At 36.1% G+C, this 22620-nt stretch carries 24 protein-coding genes and 2 pseudogenes; 6 read left to right on the plus strand and 20 right to left on the minus strand.

The window, feature by feature from the left end; genetic code table 11:
• Window positions 1-102: 102 nt before the first annotated feature.
• The gene (gene gltP, locus RCG23_RS10635; protein ID WP_308179668.1) at window positions 103-1383 is read left to right on the plus strand and encodes a glutamate/aspartate:proton symporter GltP; all 1281 of its coding nucleotides are present in this window, start codon (window positions 103-105) and stop codon (window positions 1381-1383) included.
• A gap of 41 nt (window positions 1384-1424) precedes the next feature.
• Here the strand turns inward: gltP and RCG23_RS10640 are convergent, their stop codons facing one another.
• The 4 genes from RCG23_RS10640 to RCG23_RS10655 form a co-directional block, all read right to left on the minus strand.
• Window positions 1425-2603 (minus strand): NupC/NupG family nucleoside CNT transporter, encoded by a 1179-nt coding sequence (locus tag RCG23_RS10640; RefSeq protein ID WP_308179669.1) that lies wholly within the window; start codon window positions 2601-2603, stop codon window positions 1425-1427.
• A 291-nt stretch (window positions 2604-2894) separates the two neighbouring features.
• Window positions 2895-4286: an amino acid permease gene (locus RCG23_RS10645; protein WP_308179670.1), complete on the minus strand. Its 1392-nt coding sequence runs from the start codon at window positions 4284-4286 to the stop codon at window positions 2895-2897.
• Between the two features lie 356 nt (window positions 4287-4642).
• Window positions 4643-5134: a methylated-DNA--[protein]-cysteine S-methyltransferase gene (locus RCG23_RS10650; RefSeq protein ID WP_308179671.1), complete on the minus strand. Its 492-nt coding sequence runs from the start codon at window positions 5132-5134 to the stop codon at window positions 4643-4645.
• A 99-nt stretch (window positions 5135-5233) separates the two neighbouring features.
• The gene (locus RCG23_RS10655) at window positions 5234-6067 is read right to left on the minus strand and encodes a GNAT family N-acetyltransferase (protein ID WP_308179672.1); all 834 of its coding nucleotides are present in this window, start codon (window positions 6065-6067) and stop codon (window positions 5234-5236) included.
• 181 nt (window positions 6068-6248) lie between these two features.
• Here RCG23_RS10655 and RCG23_RS10660 point away from each other — a divergent pair, with 181 nt between their 5' ends.
• From RCG23_RS10660 to RCG23_RS10670, 3 genes are all read left to right on the plus strand, one after another.
• Complete coding sequence (locus RCG23_RS10660) at window positions 6249-6815, plus strand: DUF2238 domain-containing protein (protein WP_308179673.1); 567 nt, start codon at window positions 6249-6251, stop codon at window positions 6813-6815.
• 15 nt (window positions 6816-6830) lie between these two features.
• Window positions 6831-7397 carry a DUF2238 domain-containing protein gene (locus tag RCG23_RS10665; protein WP_308179674.1) on the plus strand — a complete coding sequence of 189 codons (567 nt, stop codon included), beginning with the start codon at window positions 6831-6833 and terminating at the stop codon, window positions 7395-7397.
• Between the two features lie 169 nt (window positions 7398-7566).
• Window positions 7567-8361 (plus strand): SLAC1 family transporter, encoded by a 795-nt coding sequence (locus tag RCG23_RS10670; protein WP_308179675.1) that lies wholly within the window; start codon window positions 7567-7569, stop codon window positions 8359-8361.
• 316 nt (window positions 8362-8677) lie between these two features.
• On the opposite strand, the pseudogene RCG23_RS10675 reads toward RCG23_RS10670, so the two are convergent.
• The 10 genes and pseudogenes from RCG23_RS10675 to RCG23_RS10720 all read right to left on the minus strand — a co-directional run bounded on the left by RCG23_RS10675 (window position 8678) and on the right by RCG23_RS10720 (window position 16643).
• Window positions 8678-9819, minus strand: a pseudogene (locus RCG23_RS10675) (zinc-dependent alcohol dehydrogenase).
• Between the two features lie 180 nt (window positions 9820-9999).
• Window positions 10000-10953: a DUF4097 family beta strand repeat-containing protein gene (locus tag RCG23_RS10680; protein WP_308179676.1), complete on the minus strand. Its 954-nt coding sequence runs from the start codon at window positions 10951-10953 to the stop codon at window positions 10000-10002.
• On the minus strand, window positions 10950-11519 hold the full coding sequence (locus RCG23_RS10685) for an HAAS signaling domain-containing protein (protein ID WP_308179677.1): 570 nt from the start codon (window positions 11517-11519) through the stop codon (window positions 10950-10952). The genes RCG23_RS10680 and RCG23_RS10685 overlap by 4 nt, the downstream gene beginning before the upstream one ends.
• Window positions 11509-11834 (minus strand): annotated as a pseudogene (locus RCG23_RS10690) (PadR family transcriptional regulator). The gene RCG23_RS10685 and the pseudogene RCG23_RS10690 overlap by 11 nt, the downstream one beginning before the upstream one ends.
• Window positions 11835-12047: 213 nt before the next feature.
• Window positions 12048-12200, minus strand: coding sequence for a YpzG family protein (locus RCG23_RS10695; RefSeq protein WP_308179678.1), 153 nt, complete (start codon window positions 12198-12200; stop codon window positions 12048-12050).
• 378 nt (window positions 12201-12578) lie between these two features.
• Window positions 12579-12986 carry a hypothetical protein gene (locus RCG23_RS10700; protein WP_308179679.1) on the minus strand — a complete coding sequence of 136 codons (408 nt, stop codon included), beginning with the start codon at window positions 12984-12986 and terminating at the stop codon, window positions 12579-12581.
• A gap of 482 nt (window positions 12987-13468) precedes the next feature.
• Window positions 13469-13756 carry a hypothetical protein gene (locus RCG23_RS10705; protein ID WP_308179680.1) on the minus strand — a complete coding sequence of 96 codons (288 nt, stop codon included), beginning with the start codon at window positions 13754-13756 and terminating at the stop codon, window positions 13469-13471.
• 181 nt (window positions 13757-13937) lie between these two features.
• Window positions 13938-14276: a hypothetical protein gene (locus tag RCG23_RS10710; RefSeq protein WP_308179681.1), complete on the minus strand. Its 339-nt coding sequence runs from the start codon at window positions 14274-14276 to the stop codon at window positions 13938-13940.
• A 429-nt stretch (window positions 14277-14705) separates the two neighbouring features.
• Window positions 14706-15788: a DMP19 family protein gene (locus RCG23_RS10715; protein ID WP_308179682.1), complete on the minus strand. Its 1083-nt coding sequence runs from the start codon at window positions 15786-15788 to the stop codon at window positions 14706-14708.
• Between the two features lie 216 nt (window positions 15789-16004).
• Window positions 16005-16643 (minus strand): hypothetical protein, encoded by a 639-nt coding sequence (locus RCG23_RS10720; protein WP_308179683.1) that lies wholly within the window; start codon window positions 16641-16643, stop codon window positions 16005-16007.
• A 246-nt stretch (window positions 16644-16889) separates the two neighbouring features.
• Here RCG23_RS10720 and RCG23_RS10725 point away from each other — a divergent pair, with 246 nt between their 5' ends.
• The gene (locus RCG23_RS10725) at window positions 16890-17396 is read left to right on the plus strand and encodes a GNAT family N-acetyltransferase (RefSeq protein ID WP_308179684.1); all 507 of its coding nucleotides are present in this window, start codon (window positions 16890-16892) and stop codon (window positions 17394-17396) included.
• Between the two features lie 222 nt (window positions 17397-17618).
• On the opposite strand, the gene RCG23_RS10730 is transcribed toward RCG23_RS10725, so the two are convergent.
• The 3 genes from RCG23_RS10730 to RCG23_RS10740 form a co-directional block, all read right to left on the minus strand.
• The gene (locus tag RCG23_RS10730; RefSeq protein ID WP_308179685.1) at window positions 17619-17801 is read right to left on the minus strand and encodes a hypothetical protein; all 183 of its coding nucleotides are present in this window, start codon (window positions 17799-17801) and stop codon (window positions 17619-17621) included.
• Between the two features lie 166 nt (window positions 17802-17967).
• Complete coding sequence (locus tag RCG23_RS10735; protein ID WP_308179686.1) at window positions 17968-18387, minus strand: hypothetical protein; 420 nt, start codon at window positions 18385-18387, stop codon at window positions 17968-17970.
• A 223-nt stretch (window positions 18388-18610) separates the two neighbouring features.
• Entirely contained in the window at window positions 18611-19051 is a 441-nt protein-coding gene (locus tag RCG23_RS10740; RefSeq protein WP_308179687.1) for a hypothetical protein, read from the minus strand.
• 198 nt (window positions 19052-19249) lie between these two features.
• Here RCG23_RS10740 and RCG23_RS10745 point away from each other — a divergent pair, with 198 nt between their 5' ends.
• On the plus strand, window positions 19250-19729 hold the full coding sequence (locus RCG23_RS10745; RefSeq protein ID WP_308179688.1) for a DUF3888 domain-containing protein: 480 nt from the start codon (window positions 19250-19252) through the stop codon (window positions 19727-19729).
• A gap of 511 nt (window positions 19730-20240) precedes the next feature.
• Here the strand turns inward: RCG23_RS10745 and RCG23_RS10750 are convergent.
• From RCG23_RS10750 to RCG23_RS10760, 3 genes are all read right to left on the minus strand, one after another.
• Complete coding sequence (locus tag RCG23_RS10750; RefSeq protein WP_308179689.1) at window positions 20241-21086, minus strand: gluzincin family metallopeptidase; 846 nt, start codon at window positions 21084-21086, stop codon at window positions 20241-20243.
• 508 nt (window positions 21087-21594) lie between these two features.
• On the minus strand, window positions 21595-21810 hold the full coding sequence (locus RCG23_RS10755; RefSeq protein WP_308179690.1) for a transposase: 216 nt from the start codon (window positions 21808-21810) through the stop codon (window positions 21595-21597).
• 203 nt (window positions 21811-22013) lie between these two features.
• Window positions 22014-22616 carry a hypothetical protein gene (locus RCG23_RS10760; protein WP_308179691.1) on the minus strand — a complete coding sequence of 201 codons (603 nt, stop codon included), beginning with the start codon at window positions 22614-22616 and terminating at the stop codon, window positions 22014-22016.
• Window positions 22617-22620 lie beyond the last annotated feature (4 nt).

A 22620-nucleotide genomic window follows, 5' to 3' on the forward strand; every position in this document is an offset into this window, starting at 1 on the left:
CTAAGATAGCAATAAAGTTGACTAGCAAAAGTTTAAAACCTATCATTATGGGTATATTTATTTTGTTAAAGTACATTTGTTTACCATGAAAGGACTGATATTTTGAAAAGAATTGGATTAGCTTGGCAAATTTTAATTGGATTAATTCTTGGTATAGCCGTTGGGGCTATTTTTTATGGGAATCCTGATATACAAAAATATTTGCAGCCGATTGGAACCATTTTCATCCGTTTAATAAAGATGATTGTCATTCCAATTGTAGTTTCCAGCATTATCGTAGGTGTTGCCGGTGTCGGCGATATCAAAAAGCTTGGAAAATTGGGCGGTAAAACCATCCTTTATTTTGAAATCATAACTACTCTCGCGATTATTATTGGTCTAAGCTCTGCAAACCTTTTTCATCCAGGTACAGGCATTAATATGGGATCGCTAAGCAAAGGCGATATTAGCAGTTATTTATCAACAACTAAAGAAGTGAAAACACATAGCTTTGCTGACACCCTTGTAAACATCGTGCCTGCCAATTTGTTTGATTCCCTCGTTCGCGGGGATATGCTTGCGATTATCTTTTTCTCCGTCTTTTTCGGTCTTGGCGTAGCAGCAATTGGTGAAAAAGGAAGACCGGTGCTAGCCTTTTTCCAGGGAACTGCTGATGCTATGTTTTATGTAACAAACCAAATTATGAAGTTCGCACCATTTGGTGTTTTTGCCTTAATCGGTGTTACGGTTTCCACTTTTGGAGTCAGCTCGCTCATTCCCTTGAGCAAATTGATTATTACTGTATATGGAACCATGATTTTCTTTGTGCTTGTCGTTCTTGGGCTTGTTGCAAGAACATTCGGTGTGAATATTTTTAGACTGTTTAAGATTTTAAAAGATGAACTAATTCTTGCCTACTCTACAGCAAGCTCGGAAACGGTGCTTCCAAAATTGATTGAAAAAATGGAACGTTTCGGCTGTCCAAAAGCGATTACATCTTTTGTTATCCCTACAGGTTACTCTTTTAACCTTGATGGCTCTACATTATATCAGGCACTTGCAGCTATTTTCATTGCCCAGATGTACGGAATCCATCTATCGATTGGCCAGCAAATTTCCTTAATGCTCGTCCTAATGGTTACATCAAAAGGGATTGCCGGTGTACCTGGTGTTTCATTCGTTGTTCTTCTCGCAACTCTTGGAACGGTTGGCATTCCATTAGAAGGCCTTGCTTTTATCGCCGGTATCGACCGTATACTTGATATGGCCCGTACAGCTGTAAACGTTGTTGGAAACTCACTTGCTGCTATCATCATGTCAAAATGGGAAAACCAATATGATGATGAAAAAGCAGATGCTTATTATAAAGAAGTAACTGGAACAGAACCAGCATTGCAAAAATAATAAAAGGCTGCGTGGGATAATCCCATGCAGCCTTTTATTTTTTATAGCATTATACCCGCAATAGCAGCGGAAAGTAGGCTGACAAGTGTAGCTCCGTATAAAAGCTTTAAGCCGAATTTGGCCACCTGGTTGCCCTTCTTTTCGTTCAAGCCTTTTACCGCACCGGTGATAATACCAATTGATGAGAAGTTGGCAAAGGATACAAGGAACACGGAGATAATGCCAACCGTGCGGCTTGATAAGGAACCAGCCACTTTGCCCAAGTCAATCATCGCGACAAATTCATTTGACACTAACTTGGTTGCCATAATTGTTCCCGCCTTAACCGCTTCAGAAACAGGCACGCCAATAATGAAAGCAAACGGAGCAAAAACATAGCCCAGTATCATCTGGAAGCTGATGCCGAAGATCATTTCAAAAACATGGTTGATTGCACTGATCAAGGCAACAAAACCAATCAGCATGGCACCGACGATAATGGCTACCTTGAAACCATCCATAATGTACTCTCCAAGCATTTCAAAAAAGGTTTGTTTCTCTTCCTGGATCTCAATAATATCTTCTTCATCTTTCACTTCATAAGGATTTATGATGTTTGCAATGATGAACCCGCCGAATAAATTCAGAACTAGAGCAGTAATAACGTATTTCGGATCGATCATGGTCATATAGGCACCAAGAATCGATGCCGATACGGTTGACATGGCCGAAGTACATAATGTGTACAGACGGCGTTCAGGCAGAAAACCAAGCTGCTTTTTAACTGAAATGAACACTTCAGATTGTCCAAAAACAGCTGAAGCCACGGCATTGTAAGATTCTAGTTTACCAAGGCCATTTACCTTGCTCAATAGGAGGCCCAGATAACGAATGATAAATGGAAGAATTCTAATATGCTGTGCAATTCCGATCAGTACTGAAATAAAGACAATTGGCAAAAGGACATTTAGGAAAAAAGACATTTCCCCTTTATTCGCTAGGCCGCCAAATACGAAATTAATTCCATCTGCAGCATATTGAAGCAGATGTTCAAACATTCCCGAAATTCCCCTGATAACAATTAACCCAATTTCCGTATTAAGCAGCAAAAAGGTTAACAGCAGCTGCAGGACGAGCATAATGCTAACCGGCTTAATTTTAATTTGTTTCTTATTGTTGCTTGCGATATATGCAAACAGAAAAATGATAACCAATGCGGCTATAAAAAGAATATATTTCATTTTTCCTTCTCCTTTTCTTGATGTATTTACAGCGATGTGTAAGAAAATGAATCGAAATAGTGCTAAGGAAAGCGCAAACATAAATCGACAAAGTTCGACAGCGCTTTCAAACATAGTCTTGATTATAAAGTGGGAGGTAGATGCTGTCAATAAAATGGCAGGAAGTAATAATATTCAGGTTATTCCCACGTTTCCCTTCATATTTTTAATTCTCCCCTAAAATTAGCCCGGTTATTTTTAAAATAATTTTAGATCAGCAAAAAGCCATGCCCCGAGGGCATGGCGCACATTTCATTTTAGCTCTATGTCTTTTAGTGGTATCCATTTTGTTTTTTTAGCTAATTTATAACCAAACCAAAGCAGCAGGAAGATCGGGATGCCAATATACGTTACCGTAATTCCCTGCCAGTCGATGTTGTCACCAAGGAATGCCTGGTAATTTTGGCCAAGGATAATGAAGATACAAAGTGCTGTTGCCAGAATTGGCCCTAGCGGGAACCACTTAGCTTTATACACGAGATTATTTAAATCAAATCCTTGATATAAATACGCTTTTCTAAAGCGGTAATGGCTCAATGCGATACCTGCCCATGCAATAAAACCGGTCAGTCCTGCAATATTTAATAGCCACATAAACACTTTTCCTTCGCCAAACATGGAACTGAAAAAAGCGAGCAGCCCGAAAGCAGTCGTAAAAGCAAGTGCAGATATAGGTACTCCATGCTTGTTTAACTTTGACATAAAAGCTGGAGCCTGTCGTTCCTTTGCCATAACGTAAAGCATCCTTGTCGCGGCATATAAGCCGGAATTTCCTGCTGAGAAAACGGAGGTCAGGATAACTGCATTCATAACCGAAGCAGCAAAAGCGATACCGGCACGTTCAAACACCAATGTAAATGGGCTCATCGCTACTTTTTCTATATCAGAGTTCATTAATCCAGAGTCAGTGAAAGGCACGATCAGGCCGATAACCAAAATGGATAGCATATAGAATAGTAAAATCCTCCAGAAAATCTGCTTAATCGCTTTTGGGACATTCTTCTCAGGTTCCTTACTCTCACCCGCAACAATGCCGACTACTTCTGTTCCCTGGAATGAAAAACCTGCAACCATAAATATGCTTAGCAGTGCCAGGAATCCACCATGGAACGGTGCATCACCTGCAGTAAAGTTCTTAATTCCCATGGAAGCTTGTCCGCTCCCTGTCATAATTCCGAAAATCATCAAAAAGCCAAGAATAATAAAGGCTAAAATTGCGACTACCTTGATCATTGAAAACCAATACTCTGCTTCCCCATATTGTTTTACCGATAAGAAATTAATCATGAATATAAAAATTAAGAAAAGTGCACTCCAAACAAATGATGGTACACCTGGCATCCAGAACTTCATTAAAATGGCTGCTGCCGAAGTTTCAACTGCAAGGGTGGTGGCCCAGCTAAACCAATAAATCCATCCGATGGCAAAACCGAATGCCGGATCAACAAACTTTGTAGCATACGTGCTAAACGAGCCGGTAACAGGCATATACGTACTCATTTCACCTAGGCTTGTCATTAATAAGTACACCATAACGCCGATAATTCCATATGCGAGCAATGCTCCCCCTGGTCCTGCAGTATGTATGGAGGCACCACTCCCGAGGAATAATCCAGTCCCGATACTTCCTCCAATTGAAATCATCGTCAGATGCCTGGCCCCAGCCTTCTTTTTAAGCCTTCTGCGGGCACATTGTCTTTTTTTAGTTGGCCAAATGCTTGAGTCTGACTTATACTGGCTTCCTTCATTACTCTCTCCATCCTCTCATGTATCAGGCAAGTATTCTTGGTTTCTTGCTAAATACCCTAATAAGGATGCGTGCTAAACACGTACGTTAGTATTTAAGGAATACTTAGTTTTTTTAAGGAATTAGCACTGTTAACCTTGCCTGTTGATTTCCGCTCCAATCAACAAAGTGTCAAATTCACAATGAGCTTTAACCGGAATAAAAAACGCCCTGCACAGTATTGGCAGAGCGGCTTTAATCCATTTTTCTTAAATTATTTTACTTTATATCCCTCTGCTTCAAGCAATTTTCTCTGGGTTGGTGTTCTGCTTCCTGCAAATCCGACCAAGTTTCCGCTTTTGCCGATAACACGATGGCATGGAATTATAATTGGCATCTGATTTGATCTATTGGCCTGTCCCACAGCACGGACCGCTTTCGGATTGCCGATCATTTCAGCGATTTCTGCGTAGCTTCTGACTTCCCCGTAAGGGATTTCCTGAAGGGCACGCCACACGCTTTTCCTAAATTCAGTTCCTTCAACAGACAGCGGCAGATCAAATGTTTTTCGCTTACCAGCAAAGTATTCCTCTAATTGAGAAATCGCTTCACCGCACAAATCCTGGTCTTCAACCAGATCGGGATGCTGCTGCAAATAAGCTTCCCATTCTTCTTCAAAAATTTCTACCCTTTTTATTCCCTTTTCATTAGCAATGACATAAACCGGACCAATCGGAGAGTCGTATTTTGCATAGCCTGTTTTCATGGCCAGCCTCCCATCATACTTTTTAAGATTATTATAGCAAAAAGCAAGGCTAGAGGTATCGACTCCAGCCCGAGTTCTAGTTTATATAATTGATTCTTTCTATAAAGAATACTCATAATAATCCTGTGAATGATATGCCTTAAAGCCGCATGACTCATAAAGTCTTAAGGCATGGGTGTTCTTGGCTTCGACCTCAAGGAAAACAGAAAATCCTTTTTTATTTTCTTCTATCACCGCATTGGTCAACGCCTTTCTGCCAATTCCTTTTCCCTGATATTCCGGCATTACGGCAAAACCATAAATCCATGATTCTCCATTTGCTTCAGATACCCGCATTTTTCCAACTGTTTTTCCACCCATTTCGATCATCAAATATTGGTCTTTTTCATTGTTTTTAATCATCTTATTAAATTCTCTGGCTTCTTCTTCCTTATAACCAAAACACTGAATTTCCAGTTGGATCTCTGTCTCTACATCATCTTCCGTGGCAGATGGCCTTAACGTAACCGTGTCATCCAAGGAAAGTCCTGTTTCATGCCACTTCATCTGGTACTCAGCTACCTTAAATGTACAAGGCACTTGTGCCAAAAATGCCTTCGCTGACTGCGATTCCGTTGGTGCATTCAGCAAAATGGTGGTGGTATTCCGCTCGATCGCTTCCTGCAATCCTTGCATCATTAGTCTCGAAAAAATTCCATTCCTTCGGTTCTCCGGATGGATCATTCCGCAAAGCTCAACCTTATTGCCAAAGCCGTAGAGCGCTAAAAATCCTATTAGCCGTCCATTTTGATCATAATGATAAAAGTTATCCTTCTCATTTCTATCCTTGCTGTCAAGCATATCCCAATTCAATTTCAACTCGATACGATCATTTTCCTCACATATATGCTGCAGTTCCTTTATCTCTTTCAGCCGCTCTTTTGTTAACATCATTGTCACCAACCCTAACGAATACTTTAACCCTTCATTCCTATTCTTTTCAGCCAGCTGCTATTCCTTCTTTTCTTTAAAATTAATATCGATATTGTAACAGGCTTAAATAATGTCCACCTTTATGATTTCATTCAATTTATTTGGATAATATTATAAAGAGCCATTAATTTGAGGTGATGCTTTGAAAAAGAATCTTTTTGTACTTCTATCTGTGGTTTTTGTTCTTTTTATGACTGCTTTATTTATTTTCTACCTAATTAAAGGGGATCCCTCCCGCTGGCAGGTTGCATTGGGAGGAATTGCTGTAAGTGCCTTACCGCTCCTATTGTTACTTTCTAAAAGAAATCCTTTTAACATTCCTATCATAATCGCCTATTATGTTTTTGTTTTCTGTACGACATTTTTAGGGTCGATTGCCAGCTTTTATCTCCATTATAAATGGTGGGACACTTCCCTTCATTTTTATAAAGGGATATTTGTTGGCTTTATCGGGATCACTCTATATAAATTATTCATTCCTAAGAAGGCACAAAGTGATGTCTCAAAATGGATTCCCTTTTTGTTTGTTTTGTCACTGTCCGTAACTTCCAGTGTACTTTGGGAGATATATGAATTTGCGGGAGATCAATTTTTCACCCACACGATGCAAAGGGGCGGAAATAAAGATACGATGTATGACTTATTGGCAGGAACGGCAGGCGGGCTGTTAGCCGCTATCTATTCTTATATAAAAAAGGAAGAAATATAATCAGGAGGAGTTAATATGAATCGTAAACTTGTTATCCTATTAAGCTTGATGTATGTCCTGTTAATGGCCATCCTGGCGGTTTACTACTATACACATGGACTATCCTTCAAATCAATGGTCGCAATCGGCGGCATCGTCTGTGGCGCAGTTCCACTCCTGTTGGCTATTTTTACTAAGCTTCAATTTAATTTGCCGATTGTTATTTCCTATTTAATTTTTCTCGTTGGATCTCAATTATTCGGATCTATCCTCGGATGGTATGGGCTAGGCTGGTGGGATACATTCATGCACCTGATAAGCGGTGCCATTCTTGCCTTTACAGGAATTGCTCTATATGAACGATTGATTCACAGAAGTGCGGGCAATGAAATTTCGCCTTGGTTTGTTTTTCTATTTACCCTTTCCTTCGCAGTACTGGGAGGAGTCATCTGGGAAATCTACGAATTCAGCTCTGATCAATTATTTGGAATGACCTTGCAGGGCGGGGGAAATACGGACACTATGACAGATTTAATAGCCGATACTGTTGGAGGCCTTTCTTATCGGAATATGGGCTGGAGTGCGAACAAAGATGAAACTTAATAAGTAACCAAGTTTCATCCCCTATTCCCCTTACCTCCTCACTAATTCCTTAGTGCATTTGCATTTGTTTTGAACTTCTTCAAAAGGGGAAATGTTTCCTTTATGAAAGGGGAAACTGATTTTCCTTTCTTTTCTACATGAAAATTAATCAAAAGAGGATTGAGCTTCCATGATTCTACTGTTCTGCATTCTGTTATTTCTGCTGATATTCAGCAAACGTTTATTGGGTAAAAATGGCTGCTCCTCAACTGGTGATGGAGCAATTATCATGGCAGCTGGAATTATGCTTATAGGCGCATTAAAGAAGTTCCCTTTCCTTGCAAAAGTAATAGGTCCGTATCTTGTTTTAGTGCTTCTTTTGTTGGTACTTTGGTTAAGTTCTGATTATATCCTGGATTTTCTGAATGGTTCCTTTTATATTCGCCATCTTCAACACCCTATCAACAGCTTTTCTGTGGGTACATGGGTAGCAGCCTTATCCGTTACGGCTTTATCGATTATAACTTGGCTTCCGGCTGTTAAACCACTCGCACGCTTCCTTTTTACTTTGAATTGTTTTTTAGGAGTTGCCTATTTATCTCTCCTTTTCCGCAATTATTCGTATGTTTTTCAAAAGCCCGGGATAATTCGGAAAGCCAATGGTGTGGTTTTGCTTGGCTGTGTGGCAAGTCAATCAATTGTGATCGCAGGAAATAATCTGTGGGTGAAGTTCCCATCTCTTGTTTCCCTTTGCCTTATCATTCTTGGCATCCTTTTATACATTGGGGGTATTTTAATAATTGCGGGCCGTTATCAGTATGAAAAACAAGAGAAAATCCTCAAAAATTGGCCAAATACAAATACGATTATCCATGGTGCCATTTCTATAACAGCCTGGCAACAGCCTCCAGCTTTCCGGCTTATATTAATCTCATTACATCCATTTGGATCTTCTCATTTATCCTATTGGTTTGTATTGAGGTAACAGAACTGCGCCGCGCTTTTCTCCTAATTAAAATGAAAGGGTTAAAGGAAGGTATCCTCACCTATCAAACAACCCAATGGTCCCGCAATTTCACTATCGGCATGTTCTTTACATTCACAGTAAAATTAAAATTAAGTGGAAGCTTCCTTCGCCAAAATGTTTTCTTTCATAAAGTGCACCATTTTATTATGAGTTGGGGCAGGTATGCTGTTATTGTTCTTTTCCTAATAGAATTAGGTATAGCCTTCATTCAACACATAAACTCAAATAAAAAATTAATCAGTAAATAACCGCCTGGAGGAGCCAGGCGGTTTATTTATGGCTTCAAAACAACCTTGATACACTCGTCTTCATGGTCATTGAAGGTTTTATACATTTCACCAGCCTGATCGAGAGGCACACGGTGTGTAATGATTTCAGTAGGGTCAAACTGGCGCCACAATTTTTTCATACAGCATTGGCATGTAGTGGATGACCGGTGCCTGTCCCATTTTTAATGTAATGTTTCTTTCGAAAATATTACCAAGAGGGAACATATTGTATTTAGCCCCATACACTCCTGTCAGCTGGATGGTCCCGAATTTCCTGACGGAGTTCATAGCGATTTCAATGGCGCTTAGCGTTCCGCCCTGAAGCTTTAGCTTTTGCTCAACCGCTTCAACTACTGACTTTTTCCCGTCCATACCGACGCAGTCTATGACTACATCCGCTCCACCTTTTGTTATTTCTTTTAAGTATGAACCCATATCATCATATTCTTCAAAATTGAAAACCTCAGAGTCGTTCATCTTTTTTGCATGGTTTAGCCTGTAGGTAAGGTTATCAATGGCAATAACCCGTTTTGCCCCTTTCATCCAGGCAAACTTTTGCGCCATTAAACCGACTGGCCGCATCCGAGCACAACAGCAGTATCACCTGGCTTCAGGCGGAATTTTCCACACTCCAATAAGCAGTGGGCAGTACATCAGACATAAAGAGCAATGCTTCATCTTCAAGCTCGCATGATTCGGGAATGACAAACGGCATAAAATTCCCGTATGGAACACGCAGCAGCTCTGCCTGCCCGCCTTGGTAGTTTCCATATCGTTCGGTAAAACCAAAGTAGCCGCCCGTATCAACTGGAGGAGTTGGATCAGGATTGGAATTATCACATTGGCTCTCCATGTCGTGCTCACAATAATAGCAATGGCCGCATGAAACATTGAAGGGCAGGACCACCCTATCACCCTTCTTCACCTTGGTTACTTCCGGACCCACTTCCTCCACAATTCCCATCGGTTCGTGTCCGACTACATAACCAGGTGTAGTTGGCAGGGCGCCTTGATAAATATGAAGATCAGATCCGCAAATGGCTGTCGATGTAATCCTGACAATAATATCATCTTTCTTTTGAAGCCTTGGATCCTCTACCTGCTTAACTTGCATATCTTTTGCTCCTTGAAAAGTAACTGCCTTCATAATCAACCTCCTAGATATGGAATACATTTGAAATATACCCTTTACCACCATTAATATGTTTAACCATACCAACCTTTTTTAAAATGGTAATTTCGTTGTATTTCACAAAACGAAAAAGGGTGAAAAGAGCATTCCCCCTTTTCACCCTTATATCAACTTTGACCCTAATGGCTCAATTCATTATCGAAGAGTAAAATCTCCTGAATTGGTGCGGGCTTTCAGCTTATACTCTCCTAAACCAATTGTCCCTATCAGTTCGTTTTCTTTTTTCTCCTCATATTTTACCCCGCCAAATTCCACCTTTCCTTCACCTGAGTTCCCTCTAAAATCGAATGCCAGGGATGATGGGTTTTTATCAAATTCAATCGTAATATCGCCGCTCGACGACTCCGCATTAAAGTCTCCAGTTATTTCTTTGTTTTTAATAAATATGTCCCCTGATGAAGAATCAGCCGCGAGATTCCCGCTAATGTTTCTAAGCCTTATTTCACCTGAAGAACTTTGAATGACCGCTTCTCTGCTCTCCTGATCTTTTACGTTAATATCACCGCTGCTAGCTTTCATATCCAGCTTCTCGCCTGAATTTTTCATGGAGCTTATGTCTCCGCTCGAGGTTTGTATTGCAAATAAATCTTCCGCTTTTGAATTCTCAACAGCAATATCACCTGAGCTGGACTGCAGAGAAATTTCCTTAGCTGTCAGTCCTTCTGCCGCAATGTCCCCAGATGATGTTTCCAATCTTATAGATTCAAACATCTCCTTAGGCATATATATATCCACATTCGTATCAACAATCAACACACCGATATTAAATTTTATTTGATTTTCATTTTTCAACGAAACTTCAGCTGTATCGCCATTTTCCCTCACAGCCAATTTGATTTTTTTCTTTAATTTCTTGCTGATTTTACCACTTAATTCAACGGTTATTTCCTTATCTGTTGTAGGATGAATCGATACATCAGAGGATGATAAATCCACTTTCAGTTTTTTAATCCCATCATTATCAATTACCGCTTTATCACTCACATTGTTTGTGTCAAACGAAAATCCTCCGTTTGCATTTACCGTAACCAGCGTCCCAGCCAGCCCTATCACAAATAAAATCAATAGAATATATACAAATTTTTTCATGCCGCCTTTTCTCCTTTATCCCCTTTAATTATGTTCAGATTGAACTTGATATACCGAAGAATGATGTTGTAAAAAAACCTGCCTACATAAATCATTCCTATACTCATCAGCAAGCCCAGGCTGCATAGTGATAAAGAAACAAAAAAGTTTGTAGCAAAGGACTCATAGCTATAGCCAAAGATGAATGAAGAGAATATTGCCAGTGGTGAAATGGTAAAAGCAAAGGAAACTGCGCATAAAGCAACATAGGCTCCAAAGATACCCGCTACCTGCCCTATAATGAAAATAAGGTTAAAAAAGCTTAAGCTGATCGTTGCTATTATTGCATGAAAAATATTTGAAGCCGATTTATCCGTTTCTGCCTTTCCAATCCTGTAATCAGCAAGCAAATCACGTGCAATGACCTGAGGATCACCCAGTTCTTCTATCAATTCAGTTTTAGATTTTCCGGAATCCAAACCAATTTCAAAATGCTCCTCATAATCATAAAGCATTTCCTTCCGGTCCGGTTCAGGGACTTTTTTTAATAAAGCCTCCAGTTTCGAGATAAATTCATTATTCGCCATCCTTTGTTCCCTCCTCGATAAATTGATTGACCGCAAATGAAAACTGCTTCCATTCATTAATTAAAGCATTCATATATCCTTTTCCTTCTTCTGTTAACGAGTAGTATTTTCGTGGAGGTCCCTCGGTCGATTCTGCCAGGTAAGTTGTTAAGTATTCCTCTTTCGTCAACCTTCTTAGCAGCGGATACAGTGTTCCTTCCGCCACCTCTATTTTATTGGATATATTCTGGCCAATTCATAACCATACTGATCTTTTTTTGATATGAGAATTAATACACATAATTCCAGGACACCTTTTTTAAATTGTACATTCAAGGAAACTACCTTCTTTCTTGTTGCTGTTACTGCTATCTGTCCACTACTGAACAATGTACAGTAGATTAATAAAATTATGTAAAATACTTCCTTAATATCTATAATAATACATACTAGTGAACAATGCAAGGTACTGATTTAAATTTTATAATAATTTTCCAAAAAAAGAAGACCCTCCAATTGAAAGGCCTTCTTTCTTTATTGTTTCTATCCTTACCAGCGATGGGCTTTCGCATTTGATTTCAACTTAATGTTCGTTTGCGTTATTTGAGTATGCCCATTCACTTGCGAGCTTGACCGTTTCGGTCTCGTCCAATTGTGGTGAAAAAGCTGAGAATGCGGATCAAGCTGATCTTTGATACTCATCGAATCACCTCGTAGGTAAGAATAAAAGATGATATTCATCTGGGGAATATCATCTATAGCTTGTGTTAAGCTGCATTTAATTATTAGAGAAATTCCATGAAAGTTCTTGGAGATTAACTGGCTTTCGTTTTTAATATTTGATGCTCATGGCTAAAAAAACGATTCCTGATTTTAAAAAAAGAGCCTTAGCTAAGCTAAGACCCTGTTCGCAGACATTAATGTTGGTAACCAAAGAATCCTTTAACACCAAGGATTAATGGGTTCTCGGATATAAATTTAAATTACATTAATGTTGGTAACCAACTTTTCCACGCATTTATGTAACTTAAACTAATGTTGGTAACTAATATTAATTCACGGAAGAGAGCTGGCTCTTAATTAGCTTACAAACGGCTCAATTGATAGCGTTTGAACCAACTTAAATCTTCCTGCATGTTTTTTTTGGTAACTCATTGCAGATGTAAAATAGATAAAAGATCCTCTAGGCATATCCTTTTGTATATTTTTTTCATATCCAAATTGCAGTAAAATAAATTTAATCATAGTTCCAACGCACTGTTTAACAAATCCATCTAAGAAATCAAAGTCACTTTTTCCACCAAACCTGGATTCTAAATCATTTAAGACTCCATATAAAGCATTTTTCCCATTATTATTTGCTGTAATCATCCTATAAATATTGTTTATATGACTTAAAAACCCATATACATCCCTTGCAATTAAGCTATTACTAAATTTTTGATATTTTGGATAAGCATCAATAAAATCATTAAAAGTTGGAAACATCTTTAACACACCCCTTTTTCAGATATGGAATTTTCCATCTGTCTATACAATATGCAATTTAAAGAGAAGCTATGCATAAAAGAAAAAAATTATTTGTTCCGTTTAACTACTCCTAAGAGAGGTTAACAATTTACTTAACAATAAAAGCCAAAAACAACAATAGGATTGAAACGCCTTATCCAAAAGTTAAGCCTATAAGCAATTTGTTAATTAGTCCTTCTCTCTTCAAATCGGTATCAATCGCAGCCTGCCATTTATTATCCCATTTATCTATAATTCCTTTTGCAACAAACCTGTATTTGGCAATTAAAAAATGCTATGAATGGCAGTATCTTTTATGAATGTAAAAAGAGCCAAAATACGCAAGTAGTGCATAAAAACTTGCATATTTTAGGCTCTTTATAATTATTTTTTATTGTGTTAAAGCACCCGTTACTTTAAGTGTAATGTTTCACAATCCTATTTAAAAAGAGAATGGGACTTCACTCTAAGGTTGCAACATAAAAACTTTGCACTGCAACTAAAATTATTAATACTGATAAGATAAAGAAAGAAATTGCCCATCGTTTCTTTTTTAAAATATATTGTTCTATCCCATATAAAAGCATAGATATTGCAAGAATAATTCCCATAAATCCAGAGTAGAAAAAATTTACGGGATATGTCGTAAAAGATAAAAATAAAAATACAAACATCGGAATAATCAATATAAATTGAGTAATTACAATCTGCTTTATTCTGTTCTTAAAAAAACGTTCATTAAATTTCATTTCAGTAACTCCTATAAGTAAAATCTAATTCCTATTTACAGGGAATCTTATCATAAAACCGTAACTGTATTCATCATGGAAAATTTTACAAACCCTATTACAGTAACCTCCCTTTTAGTCAAAAAAGAAAAGATCCGATCAATAGTAGCCGCATCATATGCTCTTGCCCCCGTAAGGTTATTTAATGAATAATGTCTGATTCATTTTCATCTAAATCTTCATATTCTTCGTATTTATAGAAAAATGCAGAAATCCCCTCTCTCATTGCCTTATCAAAGCTTTCAAGTAATTCCTCATCTTCTTCAGTCTCTCCTAAGTACATATCTCGACTCGCTATAAATTGGTCTTCAATGCTTATTACTTCCCAACCTTGATTATTGACGTACTTTTTGGCTTTATTCAATGCTAATTTTGTATTTGTTGATTTAACCCAACAGTTTACAAATGCACCCACACATTCTTCACTTTCTGGATTATCAGTATGCGGTATTGCCTCAAACTGAATTAAATAAATTGTCATAATGCCCACCTTTACTGATTCATTCTAAATTCAGCAAAAATCATTACACTTCCTTCTTGAACTAAGCTCCCCGTTAGCGCAATAAGAAAAAGCCACTAAGACTGGCAGATGGATATCTTCAATTCAAGCACCCGTTACGCGAATAACCATTTTACTTTTTCTTTGATTCGTACGCTTTAACAAATCGGGCTAACCAATATAACACAATTAGTGGTAAGACATATATTTCAATTTGTACAAGAGTATAAAGAACTGGCGAGATTGACATTTTTTCATGCCTCCAAATATGGTCGGTTTATTAAAATTAATTATTCGACAAAACCCTATTTTTTCCTTTTTAATTATTTTGCCTTTTCACAAAACCTGTGCACTTAACACAACAAAAAAGGGATCGCTGCTGCAATCCCATTTTCTAAACATAAGCACCCGTTAACTTAATAACGTTAGTAATTTTTTATAAGTTTCTTCATATTCCATTTCATAAAATTCGTCATCTAATTCACTGAGTTCATCAAGTTTATCATCCTCAGATTTGTTACTTAGATAAATCGTATTTGCTCTATTTCCTAAATCAGCTAAAAGTTCTAACCCTAATTTCTCCAAAATATTAACGGTTTCTCTCCAAGACTCACCCGTACTATTTAAGTATTGGTCAAATCCTCCATTATTCAGTTCCATCAATAACCTATCAACTAAATAAAATTGTCTTTCGTCGCTATTTAAACCTTTTAACCCTACTTCACTTTCCTTCTCATGAACCTTTTCGGAAATCTCTAAGTATTTTTCGTCTATTTCGCTAAAGTAAAAACCTCCACATACTCTTTTAATTTCATCGATATCCTTGTTATTAACTAAATCTTGAATTTCCGTAATATCCTCATCGTCCATTTCAGAAATCAAACTGTTTGTTTGGTTTTCTACAAAGAAATCATTAAAATACTTATCAAATCCAAAGGTTCTTTGTACCAATGGGTCTTTCATTAATTCGGGATGATTGGTTGACAAATATTCTCGAAGTTGAAAGATAAAATCTTCAATAGCCTGTTTAAATTCATTTGCATTAACCACAAAACAAGATTTTTCTGGAACTTGTCTTGTGAAAACTATTTTATTACCGTCATACCATAATCCTTTATATTTAAGATGGAAAAATATATGAATTTCTTCTCCATGACTATTAAATACCAATTCTGATTGATATGCATCATGGGTCATTACAAATACTTCATAAGGACCAATGTGTTTTAAACCAAAATTCATATCCATAACCATACTAAACAATGGAAAAGTACCATTTTCGTGATGATAAGTAAATGCATTGCCTTCCCATTCTTGATCATGTATATATTTTGCCATTTCGCTATCTTTTGTTATTGAAACAAAATTTCCGAAAAAAGATTTATTGTTATAGATAAAGTTGATGGTTGTATCATACGATTCATAGATGTCGATGTCTTCTACTTTTTTAATAGGCATAATCTTTTTGTAACCTACTTCTATTTTAATTGTCATTTAAAAACCACCTTTTATGAAACCATCTCTGAATTAGTATTTATTTGTTATTCCTCGCACAAGAAAATTCATATAAGTACAGTTTAACTTTTTGGATCAATTATGCATATTAATCAAAATGTGGGAATTGACTCATTTAAAAGAAAAGACCGTCAAATTTACGGCCTACCTTAATGAACTAACGCACCCGTTAGTTGAAGAAGAACTGGTATTTACTTAGTTACCCTCTTTCCTGTTCTTGTTGAGGTTAGAGTAATTCATTCTCAGCTTTTTTGAAAACGATTTAGGCACCTTATAATGTCTAAATGAAAACATTGTCCAATCCATTACTACATTGTCTTCAACTGGAACCCAGGAATCAAGAATTGGTAATGAATTTATGTTTATATCCTTATCAGAAGCAATTATAGCTATTTCGTAATTTCTATCTGCCCATATTCCCCATTTTTTAGATGGAGAGAACAACGCAATAATAAACGAATTAATAATAATCGCATCTGCTTCGTAGTTTGGTGGACCCTCATTCAAAATATTTAAGAATTCATCACTACTGGTATCGATAGGCAACTTCAGCCAGTTAAAATAACCAAATTCCTTGTAATAATATTCCATTGGGTGTGGGTTTAAAACAGCCAATACTACAAAATCATCATTTGATTTTTCTGCTAAATCACGGATTGTAGTCCAAAATTCTTCACTCATAATATAATCGAACTGTTCAAAAAGGTAATTGTTAAACCCTCTTTGAAAAACTTGTTCAGGAATCTCTTTGTTTAAATGGAATAATTCCTCTAGAATCTTCTTTAATTTAATGTATTCTTTAACGTCTTTTATAAAAAAAGATTTCCAATCCAAGTTCCCTACACCCCTGTACTAATTGTGTTTCGTTATATATTCCCTTTAAGTAAGAAATTTCCTTCTTGAACTATACTGCCCTTTAGCTTAATAAGAAAAAAAACTGCCGAGACAACTCCTGTATGTAGCCTAAGCTTATTTTAATTGAACAATATTTCATTTCATTGCGTAAAGGATATAGGAAATATTTGCAGAATATTAAACTGTAATAGCGGATGTATTCAATATAAGAGGGGGGGAATTGGAATGGATATTGTAGTACGCAGAGCAAAGTTAATTGACGTAAAGCAAATGGCAAATGTTTATGTTTCAAGTTGGAAGTCCACATATAGAGGGATTTTTTCAGATAAGTTTTTAGATTCGTTAACTCCAGAAAGTAGATATGAGCAATGGAGAAAGAATATCGAGGAAAAAGACAATATTGTGTTAGTTCTTGAAAAAGATAATGAATTAGTGGGTTTGGCAGTAGGAGCAGGTGTGAAGGTTGGAGAATATCCTGGGTATGACGGTGATGTTACTGCGATTTATTTTGAAAAACATAATCAAGGTAAAGGCTATGGAAAACAATTATTAAATGGTTTATTTGAAATGTTTAAGGAAGAGCGAGGATACACAAATTCTATTGTAAAAGTTGTGGCCGATAATGAAAGTCGATATTTTTATGAGAAAATGGGGGCTAAGTTAATTGATGAACAACCTTTAGAAGAAGGAAAAACAACAATGTTATTAACTTACGCTTGGAATAAAATTTAGGGACAGAAATTTACTTATTATATTAGATATTACATTCATATTCCGAACATCGTATAAAAATTAGAGTTTACCTATAAATTATAAATTAGGTACAACTCTATTTTTGAGGTGAATTTTCCCTTTCTTTTTAAACTAACCTGCCCCGTTAGTGGAACAAGAAAAGCTGCCAAAATGACAGCTCCAATCTTTAACTCTTGCACCCGTTACTTTAAGTGAATTGTTTCACGAACTTGAATTTTCACTGTCCTTTAATCTATCCATAAGTTTGTCTAACTTTTTTGAAATTCTTAAAAGTAATACAATAATATGAATAAAAAAACCTACTACAATTCCAACTAATGGTGCGAAAAATCCAACGAAAAAAATTGCTATTATGGTTGGTACTATATATCCAAGAGCTACCATATTATCTCTCTCCCTTTATTCAGCGAAACTTAAACTCAACTGCCCCGTTAGGACAAAAAGAAAAGCTCACAATTGTCAGCTCTGAACTTTCGCTAAAGCCCCCATTAGTTGAACAAGGTTGATTAAAAAACGTTCTACCCATAAAAGGCAACAACACCTTTTCCCGTTACTTATGTTCGTAATCTAATACTTCTACACTAAAGCCGTGACTACATCCAATTTTAGGACTATCACAAGAAGGCGAAACTCTCACTTTAACTAAGTCTTCTCTATACCCAATTGGTCCATTGTTTTGTCCTGGAACTTGAATTTTTAAGGAAATATCATAAGAATGATTGTTGTTATAAACAATATTAACAATCCTCCGTTGCTGCCAGCCAAAACCAGAAGCTTCTTTTCCTCCATACTCTTTTATTACCCTTTTATCAATAGCTGGGAATATAATATCCAGAATAATATCCTCTGGTGTAACATACCAGTCTTCTGCATATGGTTTAATTTCATTTGGTTCTAGAGGTTTAGCATAAACCAAGTTACCTGTGGCAAACATTAATATAATTGCAAAGAAAACAATAACTTTTTTCACAATGCTCACTCCTGTAAATTCGTTACCGTTAGACTTTGCATTTCCAGGTAATATTATCTACGACAACCAATCCGCATATCCAAACCAAGCGGTTCGCTCGTTCAAATGAAACATTATTAAACCAAATTAATGTTTAACTAACCTGCCCCGTTAGCTGAATAAGCCTAAAGATGCTGCCGCAGCAACACCTTGTTTAACTCTTGCCCCCGTTAGTTGAAGAACATTATTTGTTTAAAATAGGATAGTGTGTGATTGATTTTCCAAGAATCTTTTCTAAATCCTTTTCAAATTTTGTATCTGACCCGATATAGCTAACAATGAATTCCCCTTTTTGGTAAAAATGAGGAATATCTATCGGTTCCACTATTACACCTCCGATATGTGTGCCATCTTCAGATATTGTTTTTGATTCCTTTTTAGCTTCTTTTTCATTTTGAAATTCATAAATAGCTAAATGTTTACCATCAACTTTATAGTAAGTGGGATAAACTGAAAAAAGATGGGGACCAGAACTATTTCCAACTCCCATATTAATAACTGTATGTCCTTCTTCTTGTAGCTTCTGTATCAAATTTTCAGATTGGCTAGATTTTTTATCAATAGTACCTGTACATCCTGATAAAAATAAGACGATTAAAAAAAAGTGAATTTTTTCATAGTACAACCCCCCATATTATAAATAGTTTTCTTTAGGAAGATTATTACATTTTTTAACTAACCTGCCCGTTTGTTCAATAAGACTTCTACAAAAAAGGGCGGCGATCCTTCCTGGATCACCGCTACCATTTAGTTTAATAAGCACATACCTTATTCAGAAAAGGTAATAATACAATAAATAGTCTAAAGAGGTGTGTTTAAAAGAATGAAAAAGGTGATAATAGCTTTTACACTATCAATTCTTCTTATTACTTCTCATACAACAACAGTAACAGCAGATAAACCAACTCAAGATACTGAAGAACTTCGGTTACAGGATATGCTAATGAATATGCTTACTCCTTATATCAGAGAGGATTTGAATAAATTCTATTATCCGAAGATTTTAAAGGATTTTTCACCTCAAGTCTCCCCCTGGTTAATTGAAGTAATTGAAACGAGAAGAGTAAACGGCTTTCGTGGCTTAGTATTAGAGATTACATTTGAAATTGAACCAGATGATGGTGGACATCACGTTGCAGTTGGTAAAGATAAGATGACTTATCAGATCTCTTATGGACCAGAAGTGAAGTTAGTAAATCATACGCACATAAAGACCTATAACTACCCTACCAACTCCCAGTCACCGTTTGATTATAATAAGTTACCACGTTTATATAAAAATGTGCTAAAGAGACAATTTTAGGTCCCTTCTGTTCCGTACAAGTGTTAATCGCTTTATACTATTCAATGGTCCTTTATTATATTAAATCTCATCTTTTCGTTATTCAACTATCCTGCCCTTTAGTTCAACAAGAAAAAGGAATCCCCCCAACCTTCCCTCATAAACTCAAGAAACGGTTAGTTCAATAAAAGCCAAATTAGGTTTTTCCCTTTTGTTTTCTTTCAATATATATCCAAGTGTAATAAATTATCCAAAAAACAATAGGAACTAAAAACACATATGGTCTCTGATTTGCTGGAAGAAAATATGATAAAAATATCCCGATTATTAACATAGGTGGCATAAGAATAAAATACTTCTTTTTATGCACGTTCATCCCCTCCCTTTTGGTTTATTCTACCATAAAAACCCATCTTCTTGTTCAACTAACCTGCCCCGTTACTTGAATAAGAAAAAAGGATTACCGCTGCAACCCTTCTGAAATTCAAGCACCCGTTAGTTCATCTTAAAGTTTTTATGAAAGTTTGTTTATTTATTTTTGAAAAATCGATTCATCTAATGAGAATAACATTTCACTTAGAGAATAATAGTCACTGAAACCATTAATTTCAGGTTGAGACGGATCTTTTTCTCTTATTAAGGAATCAAGCCAATCATTTTCTAATTGGGGCAAGCCTTTTCCGTAAACCATTGATAGATTTTCCTCAAGTTTCCTCTTATTAAACACCTTTTCAAATCTTTTTATTCCATAATTTTCAATTAGATAACTTACAAAGGAACCCGATTCCAAATAACTTAACCATTGAATTGTATAACCCTCACTTGTATCTGCGGAGGCACGAAAAAACGATCGTTCTGTCTTCTGATCTATCAATTTATGTAATGGAATATTTTTATTAGACTCTACTACGGTTTTCATTAACCTTTGTATAGGAACTGTCTCGTTTGGAAAGTATGGTTTTCCTAACTTATTTTGAAGATATATTGCAAATCCTTCCTGTGTAAAATAGCCGCAATTTGTATCGAAATCATTTCCATAACCTAAAAGAGTATGGGATAATTCGTGAACCAAAGGATAATTACCAGTTTTTACAGAGTATAATTTAACTTCATTTCGATAACCAGTCGATATTCCTTTTCCTTTTTCAATTTCAATAACGATTTTCTTTGCTGGTTGAAATTTAGTATTAAATTTCATAATTTCATCATACGTCGATAACGTCTCTTTCCTGATCTTATCTAATCTGACATTTGATACATTTGCCTTATTATTAAATTGGAATGTAATCCGTCTATCTTTAGTTTGGAATTGGTTTTCATTTAAATCGCATCCCATTAAAATAATAAAAATAAAAAACATAACCTTACTCGCCTTCATTAGTTCCTCCTTAAGTAAAAGAACTAGCCCCCTCAACGTAGACGATAGTCTTATTATCAAGTTCCTTCTTCCACTAATCTGCCTGTTAGCACAATATGAGTAAAGCCGACAACAATTACAGCCCAGTATTCAACTCAAGCACCCTTTAGCTTAAGTATAATCCTTCACAAACGTTTCATAGCCCACCTCGCTAGTTTTAAATATAGGAAAATTAATTAAATTGCACCTCATTCGAATACCATTCCCAGTAGGCATTTCCCTGTGCAATAATCATTCTCTCTAACCAGGTTGTTATATCACAATGAAAACTTATAGTCTCAATACTTCTCAACAGGATATTTACTTTTTTAGTTCTTACAAAGTTAGAAAAGTCAAGAGAACTTCGCACATGACTTGAATCGGAAACATTTCTTTTTGATCATTGATCAAATTCGTTAGCTCGTTGTCGGTTACTTTCGGGCGAATATGGCCATAGCCTTTTTTAATATTTCTATCTCATGTTTCATCCTTAGATTTTCTTTTTGGAGGCCTCAATGTCCTGAGGTGTTAGACTATCCATTTCCCCATTTATCGGAGTTAAGGCTTTAGCCCATTTATAAATTGTTACTTCTGATACGCCATATTCGCTCCTTAACTTACTCACCGAGCTACCAGTGTGATAAAGTTCAACCACCGTTTTCTTGAAATCGTCGTTATAGATTTTTTTATTCTTTTTCGGATCCATTCCGGACACACCCTCTCATATTTCAATCATAGAGAGTTAACTAAATGGTGTCCATGAAACTATACTAACTCCAAATAAACAGTTTCCCCTTTACTTAATTCGGATACTATCTGGTTAATAAGAAAATTATCATCAAAAGTTCGACAGTGGAATTTGTCAAAACGTCAGTATAAAAATTCTATATTCAAAATTTTTTCAAAAAGCTATTTTGCCTCTATTTTAATCTTTTCCCATTCATTTTTTAAATGTTTTTTCAAATCACTACTTAATGACTTTGCATTCTGAATCAACAACTCATTTAATATTTCTTCAATTTTTTTCTTTTCATTGTTATTAGGATCACCTAGATAATCAATAAGTGCTAACTTGATAAAATCATTTTCTTTTAAAACTTGTTCAATATCAACGATTTTTGGTTCTGTAATATGTATCAATATCCTAACAATTTTATTAATCATGTTAAGATCTTCAATAATATTAGACTCAAATTCATTTTTTTCATTTAATTGAAAAATAATTCTAGATTGTCTATATTCTAAGTCTTTCAAATAATTCAGAAGTTCTTCTTCTTTTACTAGACTTGTAGAATAGTTAAAAATCACAGCTAGATATTGTGCTGCTTGTTCTTTAAGTTCTCCTAAAGAATCAATTCTCTCTTTTGTAATAGAATTAATATAAGCACTCTTCTTACTAATCCTTAAAGTACTGATTAAGGTTAGTAAACTTACAACTGTTGTTAGAAGTAACCCAACAAAAGTAAACTTGTGCTCTGCCTTTAATGATAGGAAAGCATCAATAATATCCATAAAT

The sequence above is a fragment of the Neobacillus sp. PS3-34 genome (assembly GCF_030915465.1).
Taxonomy (GTDB): Bacteria; Bacillota; Bacilli; order Bacillales; family Cytobacillaceae; genus Neobacillus_A.

Excerpts from the sequence above, each read along its gene's own strand:
- RCG23_RS10715 (WP_308179682.1), bottom strand. The coding sequence starts at position 15,788 with ATGACAATTAAAATAGAAGTAGGTTACAAAAAGATTATGCCTATTAAA.
- RCG23_RS10640 (WP_308179669.1), bottom strand. The coding sequence starts at position 2,603 with ATGAAATATATTCTTTTTATAGCCGCATTGGTTATCATTTTTCTGTTT.
- RCG23_RS10645 (WP_308179670.1), bottom strand. The coding sequence starts at position 4,286 with ATGATTTCAATTGGAGGAAGTATCGGGACTGGATTATTCCTCGGGAGT.
- RCG23_RS10750 (WP_308179689.1), bottom strand. The coding sequence starts at position 21,086 with ATGAAGGCGAGTAAGGTTATGTTTTTTATTTTTATTATTTTAATGGGA.
- RCG23_RS10650 (WP_308179671.1), bottom strand. The coding sequence starts at position 5,134 with ATGAAAACAGGCTATGCAAAATACGACTCTCCGATTGGTCCGGTTTAT.
- RCG23_RS10655 (WP_308179672.1), bottom strand. The coding sequence starts at position 6,067 with ATGATGTTAACAAAAGAGCGGCTGAAAGAGATAAAGGAACTGCAGCAT.
- RCG23_RS10710 (WP_308179681.1), bottom strand. The coding sequence starts at position 14,276 with ATGACAATTTATTTAATTCAGTTTGAGGCAATACCGCATACTGATAAT.
- RCG23_RS10745 (WP_308179688.1), top strand. The coding sequence starts at position 19,250 with ATGAAAAAGGTGATAATAGCTTTTACACTATCAATTCTTCTTATTACT.
- RCG23_RS10685 (WP_308179677.1), bottom strand. The coding sequence starts at position 11,519 with ATGGCGAATAATGAATTTATCTCGAAACTGGAGGCTTTATTAAAAAAA.
- RCG23_RS10665 (WP_308179674.1), top strand. The coding sequence starts at position 6,831 with ATGAATCGTAAACTTGTTATCCTATTAAGCTTGATGTATGTCCTGTTA.
- RCG23_RS10670 (WP_308179675.1), top strand. The coding sequence starts at position 7,567 with ATGATTCTACTGTTCTGCATTCTGTTATTTCTGCTGATATTCAGCAAA.
- RCG23_RS10700 (WP_308179679.1), bottom strand. The coding sequence starts at position 12,986 with ATGTTTCCAACTTTTAATGATTTTATTGATGCTTATCCAAAATATCAA.
- RCG23_RS10725 (WP_308179684.1), top strand. The coding sequence starts at position 16,890 with ATGGATATTGTAGTACGCAGAGCAAAGTTAATTGACGTAAAGCAAATG.
- RCG23_RS10755 (WP_308179690.1), bottom strand. The coding sequence starts at position 21,810 with ATGGATCCGAAAAAGAATAAAAAAATCTATAACGACGATTTCAAGAAA.
- RCG23_RS10695 (WP_308179678.1), bottom strand. The coding sequence starts at position 12,200 with ATGAGTATCAAAGATCAGCTTGATCCGCATTCTCAGCTTTTTCACCAC.
- RCG23_RS10705 (WP_308179680.1), bottom strand. The coding sequence starts at position 13,756 with ATGAAATTTAATGAACGTTTTTTTAAGAACAGAATAAAGCAGATTGTA.
- RCG23_RS10760 (WP_308179691.1), bottom strand. The coding sequence starts at position 22,616 with ATGGATATTATTGATGCTTTCCTATCATTAAAGGCAGAGCACAAGTTT.
- RCG23_RS10730 (WP_308179685.1), bottom strand. The coding sequence starts at position 17,801 with ATGGTAGCTCTTGGATATATAGTACCAACCATAATAGCAATTTTTTTC.
- RCG23_RS10680 (WP_308179676.1), bottom strand. The coding sequence starts at position 10,953 with ATGAAAAAATTTGTATATATTCTATTGATTTTATTTGTGATAGGGCTG.